The organism is Streptomyces sp. NPDC096311 (assembly GCF_044763085.1).
GTDB lineage: Bacteria > Actinomycetota > Actinomycetes > Streptomycetales > Streptomycetaceae > Streptomyces.
In genome coordinates this window covers 108,393-120,727 of the sequence record NZ_JBIWFN010000002.1, presented here as the reverse complement: position 1 = coordinate 120,727, position 12,335 = coordinate 108,393, and the positions used below count along the sequence as shown (strand labels likewise).

Sequence of the window (12,335 nt, the reverse complement as noted above, 5' to 3'; positions counted from 1 at the left end):
GGGGGGCCCCCCCCCCCCCCCCCCCCCCCCCCCCGCGGGGCCGCCCCCCCCCCCCCCCCCCCCCGCGCCGGGGGGGGGGGGGCACCCCCCCCCCCCGCCCTTCTGCGTGCCGTGCCAGCTCTTCGGTGAAGCGACTACTGCCTTCGGTGAAGGGCTACCGCCTTCGGTGAAGGGGCTACCTGCACTGCTGGCCGGTGTTGATGCAGTTGGCGATCTTGTTCGCCAGGCCACCGGTGGTGACGCTGATGAAGTCGTCGTGGTCGGTCGCCGACTTGTGGAGCTGCTCCGGGAAGCCGTCCACCGCGAATGCGTTCTTCACCACGCCGTTCTGGAGGACCGGCGGCGCGATCTTGTAGACCAGGCGCATCGTCAGCTGCGGGATCGCCTTGAAGCCGTTGCCGCAGACGCCGCTCGCCGGATCGGCGAAGGCCACGTGCGTGCGGTGGTTGGCGCTGTCGATGTTCTGGCCGTCCCAGCAGCTCTGGAAGGCGAACGTGCGGACCACGTTGCTGCCCTGCGGGCAGATCGGGTACTGCGTCGTCAGCTGGACCTTGTTCTCGAAGCCGGTGCAGCTCCAGTGCGCGTTGGCGTTCGCCAGACCGTTGGTGGTGGTCTTGGCGTCACCGGTGATGATGCGCAGGAACTGCGGCATCGCGACGACCTTGCTGGCCGGGCTGCCGACGTACTTGATCTGTGCCTGTACGGGCGTCAGGATCTTGCCGACGTTGCCTTCCTTGCCACCGCCGTCCGCGTTCTGGTCGAAGTCCTGCGTGCCGTTCTGGAGACGGACCACCGGCCAGTAGTACGACGACAGGTCGCTCTTGTTCTGGCAGCTGGTCCCGCCCTGCAGGAACGTCTGGTTGCTGGAGAACGCGTTGACCTTCTGGTTGCCGACGTAGTCGTGCAGGTGGTGCGCGCCGTTGGTCACGCCGGGCGCCACGATCACGTTGTCGGTGTTGTGGTTCTTGTTCGCGTTCACGCCGCACTGGGTGGTGAACGTACCGCTCGAGGCGTTGGCGCCCTTCTGCGGCTTGCCCTGGACGTTCGCCGCGACCTTCGTGATGTCCACGAAGTCGGCGGCGACGGGACCGTTTCCGGCCTGACCGCCGATGTTGGCCGGCGCGCTCGGAGCCGCGCTGGCCCCGGCGCCGCCGTTGTTCTGCTGGCCGCCGTTCTGCTGGCCACCATTGTTCTGGCCACCGTTGTTCTGGCCGTTGTTGTTCTGGCCACCGTTGTTCTGCTGGCCGTTGTTCTGGCCGCCGGCGGTGGTCTGGGCCTGGTCGGCGGTGGTGCCGGTGCAGGCGGCGAGACCGTCCAGCGAGCCCGGCGCGGCGGCGCCCACTCGCGAGAAGTCGATCTTGATCCGGCCGATGACCGCGGTCCGCTTGTCCTTGAGCGGCGACAGGATCGCGTTCTGGACGAAGCCCGCGTCATTGGCCTGAGCCTGACGCGACGAGGCCAGCCGGGCGTAAGCCTCGGTGATCTGCTTGTCGAGCGTGGCCAGCTCCGTGTCGACGTTCGACTTGGCGTTGGCGGGCACGCTGGTCAGTTTCTGCCCGACATCGGGGCAGGAGATGGTGGCGACCTGGGCGGCGGCGGCCTTGGTGGTGTTCGGGCTCGAGTTGGTCTCGTGCGCCGAGGCGTAGAAATTCGCCCAGATCAATCCGCCCCCACCGATCGCGAGCGCCGCGGATGCGGCAACCGCGCGAACAGCCAGCGGCGAACGTCGTTTGCGAGTGTTGCGTCCCATGGAACTCCTCTGACTTCCTTGCGGGGCATCGAGGCGCCCGACAGGAGTGAAGCGGCGTCCATCAGTACGCAGGTGACTCCTGAGGCGTTCAGAAACCCTGGAAAATCTTAGAAGTTCGTGAGGTCATTTCCGGCGCAATGGGCTCAGAAGTGCATGTTTTTCTAGGAGTTGATCTCGGGAAACAGGTTTGAATGATATTCAACGGCGTCGGCGGTTCCTTCCTCATTCCTGGCTGCCGTGATCCAAATACGCCAGTACGGCGAGTACGCGCCGGTTGTCATCGTCGGAGACCTCCAGCCCCAGTTTGGTGAAGATGTTGGAGGTGTGTTTGGCGATCGCCCGTTCTGTGACCACGAGTTGGGTCGCGATCGCCGCGTTCGAGCGTCCCTGGGCCATCAGTTCGAGCACCTCGAACTCACGTGGGGTCAGTCGCCCGAGGGGCTGCGCGGTGTGTGAACGCCGCGTCAGCAACTGCTGGATCACCTGCGGATCCATCGCGGTCCCACCCGCGGCGACCCGCCGTACGGCGTCGATGAACTGCTCCGCGTCGAACACCCGGTCCTTGAGCAGATAACCGACCCCGCCCGTGCCGTCCGCGAGCAACTCCCGTGCGTACAGCTGCTCCACGTGCTGGGAGAGCACGAGCACCGGCAGCCCCGGCCGCTCCCGACGGGCCTGGAGCGCGCACTGCAGTCCCTCGTCCGTGTGCGAGGGCGGCAGCCGTACGTCGACCACGGCGACGTCCGGCGCCAACTCGGCGAGCGCCCGGGTGAGTTCGGGCCCGCTCTCGACGGCGGCGGCGATCTCGAAGTCGTACGCCTCGAGCATCCGGACCAGTCCGTCGCGCAGCAGGAACAGGTCTTCGGCTAGGACAACGCGCAAGGGATCTCCATGGTGACCATGGTGGGACCGCCCGCGGGGCTGCTGACGGCCAGGACGCCGTCGAATGTACCGAGCCGCCGCTCGACGCCGGTGAGCCCCGAGCCCGCGCCGACCCGGGCGCCGCCCTCTCCGTCGTCGGTGACGGTGATGCGGAGCGTTCCGTCCCTGTGCTGGAGGTCGACCCAGAGGCGCTCGGCTCCGGAGTGCTTGACCGCGTTGGTCAGTACCTCGCTGACGGCGAAGTACGCGGCGGACTCGACGGGGGCATCGGCGCGGCCGTCCATGTCGATGTCCACCTCGCTCACGAGAGGCAGCCGCAACACCAACGCCCTTACCGCGTCGCCGAGTCCACGCTCCGCGAGCACGGGAGGATGAATACCCCGTACGAGGTCGCGCAGCTCGGTGAGCGCCTCCGCGGAGGATCGGCGGGCCTGGGCGAGCAGCTGCCGGGCCTTGGCCGGGTCCTTCTCGATGAGGACCTCGACGGTCCCCAGGTCCATCCCCATGGCGACCAGCCGCGCCTGCGCCCCGTCGTGCAAGTCCCGCTCGATACGCCGGAGTTCAGCTGCCGACGTGTCCACGGCGGTACGTCGGGTCTCGGTGAGGACGCGGACCCGTTCGGCGAGTTCGCCGTCACCGGAGGCGAGGACGGAGCGGGTGAGGAGGAAATGGACCCGCAGGAGGGCGGGGGAGAGGGCGTAGGAGGCGACGAGGAGCGCCGCGCCCAGTGCCCCCGCGAGGAGGGCGGTGCCCTGTCCCGACACCGGCACGAAGCCGTACCACCATCCCACGTGCGTGCCGTCCGTGAAGACCCGCCACAGGCCGGCCGCCAGTGCGAAGCCCTCCAGGGGGTAGAAGAGGAGGGCGGCGGGCAGCAGCGCGGTCACGAACCCGGCGGTCATGTCGACCACCAGCCAGCCGAGATCGCGCCAGGTCGCCGGGTCCCCCAGCATGCGGAAGCAGCGCGTCCACAGGGTCGTGTCCGCCGGCAGGCTCCGGTACGTGGACGGAATCCGTATCCCGCACCACTCGGCGGCGATGATCCGTCGCCGGTCCGCGAAGGCCCGTACGCCGGTCAGGACCCAAGGGGTCGTGACGATCCCCACCCCCACCGGGACGAGCAGGATCGACACGACGGACAGGACGAAGAGAACGACTGCTCCGCTGAACCCCCCGACGGCCAGCATCAGCCCTCGTCCCCCGGCGACCAGTACCTCCGGCCCGCGCGTCCGTATGCCCCACCCGCTCCGCATCTCCATACCGCCAGTCTCACCGACCCGCCCCGTGGGGTCACTGGGCCGAGCACCAGGGTGGGGGTGGTGCCAGGTGCACCCCGGGGGCTTTCGGCTGCGGACCGGTGGGGGCTGGTCGCGCAGTTCCCAGGGATGGGACGGGTAGGGGCGGCGGGGGCGAGAACAGGGGGGGGCGCTACCGGGTGAGTACCTTGGTCTCCAGGTCCGGCGGGAGGCCCACCGGGGGGCGGCCCGGGCGTTGGGGGGCCACCCCGCCGATGCCGCGGAGCCAGGTCCACGTGTCCGCGACCGTCTCCGAGACGGGCCGGCACCGCAGACCCGCCGTCACCGCCCGTGACACGTCCGCCCGGTGAAGGGCGTCATGCATGTCGGACCCCACCGGCACCCACACCGGCAACTGCGTCCACGGCTGAATCCCGGCGTCGAGGACCACGGAAGGCTCGGTCCAACGGAGTTCCGCCCGCGCCCCGGTGACCCGGACGCATGCGTCGAGCAGCTCGCCCATCGTCGTGTGCCCCTGCGGACTCATCAGGTTGTACGCCCCGCTCACCCCCGCATCCGCCGCCCCGAGGATCCACTCCGCGAGATCACGCACATCGACGTACTGGAGGGGGAGGGACCGGGGGCCGGGCGCGAGTACGGGACCGCCCCGGGCGATCCGGTTCAACCACCACGGCAGGCGCCCGATGTTCTCGTACGGCCCGAGGATCAGCCCGGACCGCACGAGCACCGAGCGCTCCGCGCCGAACGCGGACACGGCGGCCAGCTCGCCGCCCAGTTTGTCCTGCGCGTAGTCGGTCTGTTCCGCGTCCTCGGACGCCCCTGCCACGAGCGGCGCGTCCTCGGCGTAGTCGGCGGGCGGAGCCCACGCGTAGACCGAGCAGCTCGACACGTACACATATCGCCCGGCCCGCTCGGCCAACAGCCGTGCCGTGTCGCGAACGGCCCGTGGCGCCGCCGACCAGGTGTCGACGACGACATCCCACTCGCCGTCGGTGGACGCGTCGGCGAGCGCCGCGAGCCCGTCGGGGGCGGTGCGGTCACCCAGCAAGGACCGCGCCCCGGCGGGCGGTTCGCGGCGCCCGCGGTGGAAGACGGTCACCTCCCAGCCACGGCCGAGCGCCGCCTCCACCACGGCCCGCCCCGCGAAGTCCGTACCGCCCAGCATCAGCAGTTTCTTGGGTGTCATACGGAGGACTCTGCCCGCACGGTCCGCCGGACGGAACGGGAATCTGCTGACAGAAGATTCCCTGAGCCGCGTGCTGGGTCAACGCCCCGTCGGGGGCGCGTACTTGTAGCCCACCCGCCGCACCGTCTGGATCGCCTGCCGGTGCTGCGCCCCCAGCTTGCGCCGCAACCGCGCGACGTGGACGTCGACGGTCCGCCCGTCGCCCACGTGCCCGTAGCCCCACACGGTGGTGACCAGTTGGTCGCGGGTGTGCACCCGGTGCGGATGCGAGACGAGGTGCGCGAGCAGCTCGAACTCCAGGTAGGTGAGGTCGAGCGGCCGCCCGTCGACCTCGGCGGTGCGCTGCACGGGGTCGATGCGGACGAGCGGGTCGTCCCCCACGGCGGCGCCGGCGGGGGCCGGGGAGTCCGGGACGGCGACCGGCAGCAGGGGCTGCTGGTCGGCCGGTACGAGGACCAGGTAGCCGATCATCGGCGGCTGGCCGGGGAGTACGGGCAGGGTGTGCGGGGGAGCGGGCAGCCAGGTGGCGCCCGGCGGCAGGAAGTCCGCGACGTCGACCACCTCGTCCCGGTGGACGGCACGGAGTCGGTGCCGCGCGGGGACGGATGCCGGTGCGGATGGGGGTCCCCCCGCTCGAGCGAAGTCGGGAGTGGGGGAGGTCGCGACGGACGAGAAGGAACGAGTGGTCGCCATGAGAGGTCAGCTCTTTCGCGCGAGAAGTTCGTCGGGAAGGTCGACGACCGCGAGTTCGTGGTCGGGGCCGTCGAGGACGTACGTCGTGCGCGCTGGCCGAAGGCCGGGGTGTACGGCTTTAGAGGGCCGGCGCGTTCGTCGCGCGGCAACACACCCGGTCGAAGTCGTGATGCTGACGGGAAGGCCAGAAGGGCTCCAGGTCGGGGCGACCCGTCGCGGTGTACTTCTGGAAGCTGGCCATGCCCCCATTGAAGCAGAAGCCCGAGCCGCGCAGGAGACTCCTCTCACAGGTCGGACGCGCCCTTGGCGTGAACGTGACGCCGTACGAGGCCGAGGTCGCGTAACGCGAGGAGGCGCCCACCGTCACGGTGGGCGCCTCCTCGCGTTAAGTGCGGGGCGGATCAGACCTGGCCGGCCTTCTCCATGGCGGTGCAGCAGGTGTCGACGAGCAGGCGCGTGACGACGTACGGGTCGACGTTGGCGTTCGGGCGGCGGTCCTCGATGTAGCCCTTGCCGTCCTTCTCGACCTGCCACGGGATGCGGACCGAGGCGCCACGGTTGGAGACACCGTAGGAGTACTCGTTCCACGGGGCGGTCTCGTGCAGACCGGTCAGGCGGTCGTCGATGCCGGCGCCGTAGTTCTTGACGTGGTCGAGCGGCTTGGAGCCCTCGCCCAGCGACTCGCAGGCGGTGATGATCGCGTCGTAGCCCTCGCGCATCGCCTTGGTGGAGAAGTTGGTGTGCGCGCCGGCGCCGTTCCAGTCGCCCTTGACCGGCTTGGGGTCGAGGGTCGCGGAGATGTTGAAGTCCTCGGCGGTGCGGTAGAGCAGCCAGCGGGCCACCCACAGCTGGTCGGAGACCTCCAGCGGCGCCAGCGGGCCGACCTGGAACTCCCACTGGCCGGGCATGACCTCGGCGTTGATGCCGGAGATGCCGAGGCCCGCCTTGAGGCAGTTCTCCAGGTGCGCCTCGACGACGTCACGGCCGAAGATCTCGTCCGCACCGACGCCGCAGTAGTAGCCGCCCTGCGGGGCCGGGAAGCCGCCGACGGGGAAGCCGAGCGGGCGCTCCCCGTCGAAGAAGGTGTACTCCTGCTCGATACCGAAGATCGGCTCCTGCGCGGCGAACCTCTCCGCCACCTCGGCCAGCGCGGCACGGGTGTTGGACTCGTGCGGCGTCATGTCGATGTTCAGGACCTCGCACATCACGAGGACGTCGTCGCCGCCGCGGATCGGGTCCGGGAAGGTGGCGACGGGCTTGAGTACGCGGTCCGAGGCGTGACCCTCGGCCTGGTTCGTGGAAGACCCGTCGAAGCCCCAGATCGGCAGCTCGGCGCCCTTGGCGTCGTCGCCCAGTATCTTCGTCTTGGAACGGAGCTTGGCCGTCGGCTCGGTGCCGTCGATCCAGATGTACTCAGCCTTGAAGGTCACGGGCCACATCCTTCGGGGTGTGTCTACGGGCGCACTGCGGGTGCTGCGGCGCTGCGGCACTGGGGCGCCGCGGTACTGCCCGGCAGCCTGTCAACAGGCGATTTCCCGATCATTGCTCGAATGTGAACCCCGTGTTACCGGGTGTCTCTGTGCTGCGACTCACTCGCCGAGAGCGATGCGCGGCCGCTGTCGGCGGCCCGCTCGCGAAGCCCGCCGGGACACGCCGCGGGCCACCGTGGCCCTCCCGGTCCCGGTGGCGGCGGCTCGTATGCGATGGGTTTGCGGACACGCACCGGGCTCTGCGCCCGGTGAACTCGCCCTACGTGCCGGTCCTGCTGTTCGTGGCCGCGAACAGCAGGACGCACGACCCGCACCGGGCGGCGGTCCGGGCCGCGGGGCTGCTGCCGTACGCGGCCCGGCCGGTACCGCCGTCCGATCGGCGGAGTTCCTCAGTCGTCAGATGTAGGCGCTCACCCCACCTTCTCGATCCGGGCCCGGCGGATCAGGAACTTGCCCGGCTCCCGGACCTGCTCGAACGCCGCGTTGTTGAGCAGCACGCAGCTGCCCGACACCGAGGTGACCTGCACGGTCGTGGACTTGTTGTTGTCCAGGTTCGTGACCTTGAGCTTGGTCCCGGCCGGGAACTGGTTGCTGGACGCGGCCGGGGCGCCCGCCTCGCCCGAGAGGGTGACGGTCGAACCGTTGCAGACCTGCTGTCCGGCGGCGGCGCCACCACCACCCGTCCCCTGCGCGGGTGCGGTGGTCTGCTGCTGCGCGGGTGTGGTCGTCGCCGGCTGGGCGGACTGCGCGGGCTGCGTGGTCTGGGAGCCCTGAGCCGACTCCCCAACCGCACAACCGGACGCCTTCTGCTGCACCTTGATCTGAGCGATGACCGCCTCGCGGTTGGCGATCCGCGCCGCCGACTGCGCGTCGGGATTGGCCCGTTGGCCGTCGATGAACTTCTGGTTGTTGCCGAGGGCGGTGGTGAGCCCCTGGCAGACCGTCGAGTCCGCGGCGGACAGCGTCCGGCCGTTCTCGGTCTGCGCCGCGTTCGAGGTGGCCGCCATGGCGAACGCGCCACCTCCGGCCACGGCCGCGGCACTGACCAGCAGTGCGAGCTTCTTCTTGGGACTGAGAGTCCTTCTACGCGACATGCACGCCTCCTGTCCGTGGCCGCCTCGTGGGGCGACCGGATGCGATCCGTGTGCCGCTATGTACGAGATCCCGAACAGGGTTACTCAATGGTTAACACGAGTCAGCGAAGTGGTCTGGGTCACAAGCGGGTCAAGGCGTCCCGAACCGCTTCCTCCGTGCGTCCCACGACGGCCGTCCCGTCCTCCGCCGTGATGATCGGACGCTGGATGAGCTTCGGGTGCTCGGCCAGCGCCTTGACCCACCGCCCGCGCGAACCGTCGTCCCGCGCCCACGACTTCAGGTCGAGCTCCGTGGCGACGGCCTCCTGCGTCCGGGTGATGTCCCACGGCTCGAGGCCCAGCCGCTCCAGAACGTCCCGGATCTCGTCCTCCGTGGGGACGTCCTCCAGGTAGCGGCGGACGGTGTACTGCGCACCCTCCGCGTCGAGCAGGCTGATGGCGCTGCGGCACTTCGAACAGGCCGGATTGATCCAGATCTCCATGCCGCACACGTTACGTGAGCCCTCCTTTTCCACCGGTGTCATGCCACCCCTGAAAGCCCTGTGGCCAGGGGCCGGTTCATCACAAGATCATCACTCCCTCTCCATGCCTCTGTCATATGCCGTAGCCGGGAACTACCGTCATCCCACCCGAAAGCGCAACCAGGGGGGACGAGATGACTGACCCGTACGCGAGGCCGCCTGTTCCGCGACCGCCGGACACGCGGCCTTGGCGCAAGCGCAAGCGCGTGTGGGCGGCCGGGATCCTCCTGTTCGGTCTGGGGGCCATGGGTGGCACCCAGAGCGCGCAGGACGAGGTGAACGCGGCGAAGGCCGCGGCTGCCAGCCCCCGTCCGACGGTCACGGTGACCGCCACCGCCACCGCCACGGCTACCGCCACCGTCACCGCGACGCCGAAGCCGCGGGCGACCGTCACCAAGACGGTGCGGACGCCTGGCCCCACCAAAACGGTCACCGAGGCCGCGCAGGACACCGGGGCGGACACGAGCGGGAGCAGCGACACCGGCACCTGCTCGATCGTCTCCAACTCGGGCAACTGCTATGAGGCGGGGCAGTACTGCCGGAACAGGGACCATGGCGCTTCGACGACGGATGCCGGCGGTGCGGGCATCACGTGCGCCTATCGCAACGGGTGGCGCTGGACCTACTCCTGACGGCGCGAGCCGTGTCTTTCCCGGTGGGTGACGGGTGGGTCCACGTCGTGCCGCCGGAGGGCCTGTTCGAATTTGCCGCCGCCTCACGCACCTCTCGCAGAACTGCTGTGACACGGCGGCAATTCCCTTGCCCACCTGGAGGTTTGCTGGACTCTGTGGACTCCCTGGATGTCAGTGCCGGGCAGTAAACTGGAGGCAGTGTTCGAGGGTGTCGCCGGGGGGTCCGGATGGCGCCCTGACCGCGACAGGAGGATGCCTGTGCCCGCTGCCGCACTGAAGCCGCTGCCCACTCAGTCCACGTCCAAGAGGGCGGTCCTGATGGACCTGCCGTACGAGCCCGTGGCGAAGCGACCGTTGCCGCCGGGGCGGCCTCGCGAGTGGTACGTCACGCACAACCGCCGGCTCAAGGCGATGCGTCTCGCGATCGCCCTGCTCGACTCCGGTGTGTACGTTCCGAATCAGGCCCGCAACGAGAAGATCCGCAGTACTGCGGAGGCGATCGGTGTTCATCCGCCGTCGGACACCACGTGCCACATGGTGCGCGCGCTGATGCGTTACGCGCGCTGAGCGCAGAGGGGCGGCCGGGGCAAGGTCCCTCGCCCCCGCCGCCCCTACCCGTCCCATCCCGGGGGCTCCGCCCCCAAACCCCCTTCAGGCTGAACGGCCTTGTCCTCAGACGCCGGACGGGCTGAAAGAAGCGGGCCGGGGTGGGTGGGGCGCGGTCTCCGGGCTTGTCCTGGAACGCCGGACGACCCTGGGTCTTCGGGGGCGCGGGGAACTGCGCGATCCGCCCCCACCCACCCGCGGCTGAACGGCACCCCCGGTGGCTGGGGGGGGGGCGCCCCGTTTCCTCCGTCACTGCCCCGTCGTCAGTTCCTTCTCCAGGGGGGTTCGGAAGCGTGGCGTGATCCGGGTCGGGCCCAGCCAGGCCCGTAGCCGGGCGGCCTGCGTCTCGATGGCCGCCAGTGCCTCCCGCCCCACCCCGCCAGGATCCAGCACCCGCCACACCAGATCCCCATCGCCCCGCTGCGCCCACCCCCCGACCACCCGCCCGTCCCACCACACCGTCGGCCCGACATTCCCACTGCCGTCGAAGAGGGCGGCGCGGAGAGAGGGGGAGAGGTACCAGTCCCGTTCCTGCCATCCCATGGCCGTGGGATCGAGCCCGGGAAGGAGCGCGGCCCACGGCGCGGCGGGGCCGGGGACGGGGGCGACGTCGTCGGCGGTCACATATCCGGTGGCTCCGTCGTCGAGCGACACGGCCACCGCCCCGATCGCGGCCAGCGCCCGCCGCACATCGGTGACCTTCCACCCCGTCCACCACTTGAGGTCGGCCTCGGTGGCGGGCCCGCACACCGCGAGCCAGCGGCGCAGCAGCCCGGTCTGGGCCTCGGCGGGCGGGAGTTCGGGATGCGGCGGCGCCACGGCCCAGCGGAACTGGGTCGACGTCCAGGACCCCAGCGGGCGCCCCCGCACCACCCGCCCCTCGACCCCGAGCACCCGCATCAGCCGGGACGACACGGTCTGCGCGCTCTCGTAACTCCGCCCCGTGCCGTACGTGAACTGCTCCCTCAACCGCGGTTCGTCCTGGACGAGTTCGTTCACCGTGGCCTGCCCGCGCCGCGCCAGCGCGGCGAGCGCGGACGTCTCCACCTCGGCGAGCCACTCCTCGGTCAGCCGCCCGTCGCTGCCGCTCACCATGTCCTTGATCAGCCCGGCCCGGGCCTTCGCGGCGATCGCGAGCCCCGTGGAGGCGTGCACCACCGCGGCCAGCTCGGTGGGGAACACGAACACGGTGTGCCGCATGCCGTGCATCCGTACCAGCGTCCGGTCCTCGTACAGCGCCCGGTCGAGCTCCGCCACCGTCTTCCCGGCGTCCGCGAGCCGCGCGCCCACCGCCAGGTACACCGTCACCGGATCGGTTCCGTGCAGTGCGACCAGGGACCCGGCGACCTCCTCGGGGCTCGCCGCGCGCGCCGTCCCCGCGAGCCGGTGCCGCAGGGCGAGCCGGGCCCGCCGCTCCGCCCCTGCGATGTGCCGCCGCTCCTCGCCCACGCCGCCTCCCTCTCGTAGCTGCCGTCCCCGCATCCTCTCGCGCCTCACCCGATCGGCGCCCCCGCCGTGCGTACGCCCTGCTCACGGCCTTGACTGAAGCGGGAATCCGCAGCGGAACGTCGGGAGACGACATGGCGCGGCACGCGCGGCAAGGGATACGTGGGATGCGCGGGACAGGCGTGGTGTACGGAGTGCGTGGGGTGCGTGGGATACGAGCGCCCGGCGTACGACGGACCGGCCCGGGGGCCGTGGCTGTGGTGCTCCTGCTGGCCCTCGGCGCCTGCCTGGCCGGCTGTTCCGACGACACCAGCCCGTCCGACGTGGCCTCCGCCGCCTCCTCCCTCGCGTCCCAGGCCGGCGACTCGCTCGCCTCCGCGACCGCCGAGGCCGGGCGGAAGTTCGACGAGTTCAAGAACGGCCTGAACGCCAAGGACGAGGTGAAGCTCGGCGACCGGGTGAGCATCGACTCCGCGGGCCGGGCCACCGTCAAGGCCACCGCCACCAACCCGACGTCCGCGGCGAAGACGTACGCGGTCCAGGTCGACTTCCGCGACAAGGGCGGCAACCTCCTCGACACGGTCGTCGTCACCCTGAACGACGTCCCGGCGGGTGCCGCCAAGGACGCCGCCGCCCGCAGCCACCGCACCCTCTCCGGAGACGTCACCGCCGACGTGGCCCGCGCCGTACGGACCTGACACCCGTGAACGCGCTTCCCGCGACGGCGACCATCCCGCCGTCACCGTCACCGTCACCGTCACCGTCACCGTCACAGTCAC

13 protein-coding genes are annotated in these 12,335 nt (G+C 70.5%); 3 read left to right on the top strand and 10 right to left on the bottom strand.

The annotated features are described in order from the left end of the window. Positions 1 to 175 precede the first annotated feature (175 nt). From ACIRA5_RS05160 to ACIRA5_RS05120, 9 genes are all read right to left on the bottom strand, one after another. A complete protein-coding gene (locus ACIRA5_RS05160; protein ID WP_403687425.1) occupies positions 176 to 1,750 on the bottom strand; it encodes a DUF1996 domain-containing protein in 1,575 nt (524 codons plus the stop codon). 222 nt (positions 1,751 to 1,972) lie between these two features. After that, on the bottom strand, positions 1,973 to 2,632 hold the full coding sequence (locus tag ACIRA5_RS05155) for a LuxR C-terminal-related transcriptional regulator (RefSeq protein WP_403687422.1): 660 nt from the start codon (positions 2,630 to 2,632) through the stop codon (positions 1,973 to 1,975). Further along, on the bottom strand, positions 2,617 to 3,891 hold the full coding sequence (locus tag ACIRA5_RS05150; protein WP_403687420.1) for a sensor histidine kinase: 1,275 nt from the start codon (positions 3,889 to 3,891) through the stop codon (positions 2,617 to 2,619). The genes ACIRA5_RS05155 and ACIRA5_RS05150 overlap by 16 nt, the downstream gene beginning before the upstream one ends. 169 nt (positions 3,892 to 4,060) lie before the next feature. Continuing rightward, positions 4,061 to 5,053 (bottom strand): NAD-dependent epimerase/dehydratase family protein, encoded by a 993-nt coding sequence (locus ACIRA5_RS05145; protein WP_403688567.1) that lies wholly within the window; start codon positions 5,051 to 5,053, stop codon positions 4,061 to 4,063. A gap of 99 nt (positions 5,054 to 5,152) precedes the next feature. Next, a complete protein-coding gene (locus ACIRA5_RS05140) occupies positions 5,153 to 5,767 on the bottom strand; it encodes a winged helix-turn-helix domain-containing protein (RefSeq protein WP_403687417.1) in 615 nt (204 codons plus the stop codon). Positions 5,768 to 5,885: 118 nt separating this feature from the next. Further along, complete coding sequence (locus ACIRA5_RS05135) at positions 5,886 to 6,008, bottom strand: hypothetical protein (protein WP_095858130.1); 123 nt, start codon at positions 6,006 to 6,008, stop codon at positions 5,886 to 5,888. A gap of 160 nt (positions 6,009 to 6,168) precedes the next feature. Next, entirely contained in the window at positions 6,169 to 7,197 is a 1,029-nt protein-coding gene (glnII, locus tag ACIRA5_RS05130) for a glutamine synthetase (protein ID WP_403687415.1), read from the bottom strand. A 470-nt stretch (positions 7,198 to 7,667) separates the two neighbouring features. After that, on the bottom strand, positions 7,668 to 8,351 hold the full coding sequence (locus ACIRA5_RS05125) for a hypothetical protein (protein WP_352051941.1): 684 nt from the start codon (positions 8,349 to 8,351) through the stop codon (positions 7,668 to 7,670). Between the two features lie 119 nt (positions 8,352 to 8,470). Beyond that, complete coding sequence (locus ACIRA5_RS05120) at positions 8,471 to 8,833, bottom strand: ArsC/Spx/MgsR family protein (RefSeq protein WP_403687413.1); 363 nt, start codon at positions 8,831 to 8,833, stop codon at positions 8,471 to 8,473. A gap of 173 nt (positions 8,834 to 9,006) precedes the next feature. On the opposite strand from ACIRA5_RS05120, the gene ACIRA5_RS05115 reads away from it, so the two are divergent. Further along, positions 9,007 to 9,504, top strand: coding sequence for a hypothetical protein (locus tag ACIRA5_RS05115; protein ID WP_403687411.1), 498 nt, complete (start codon positions 9,007 to 9,009; stop codon positions 9,502 to 9,504). Positions 9,505 to 9,762: 258 nt separating this feature from the next. Next, positions 9,763 to 10,071 (top strand): hypothetical protein, encoded by a 309-nt coding sequence (locus ACIRA5_RS05110; protein WP_054230803.1) that lies wholly within the window; start codon positions 9,763 to 9,765, stop codon positions 10,069 to 10,071. A 288-nt stretch (positions 10,072 to 10,359) separates the two neighbouring features. Here ACIRA5_RS05110 and ACIRA5_RS05105 read toward each other — a convergent pair whose 3' ends face one another. Continuing rightward, positions 10,360 to 11,592, bottom strand: coding sequence for a winged helix DNA-binding domain-containing protein (locus tag ACIRA5_RS05105; RefSeq protein WP_403687407.1), 1,233 nt, complete (start codon positions 11,590 to 11,592; stop codon positions 10,360 to 10,362). A gap of 176 nt (positions 11,593 to 11,768) precedes the next feature. Between ACIRA5_RS05105 and ACIRA5_RS05100 the strand changes: the two genes are divergently transcribed. Beyond that, complete coding sequence (locus tag ACIRA5_RS05100) at positions 11,769 to 12,254, top strand: FxLYD domain-containing protein (RefSeq protein ID WP_403688565.1); 486 nt, start codon at positions 11,769 to 11,771, stop codon at positions 12,252 to 12,254. Positions 12,255 to 12,335 lie beyond the last annotated feature (81 nt).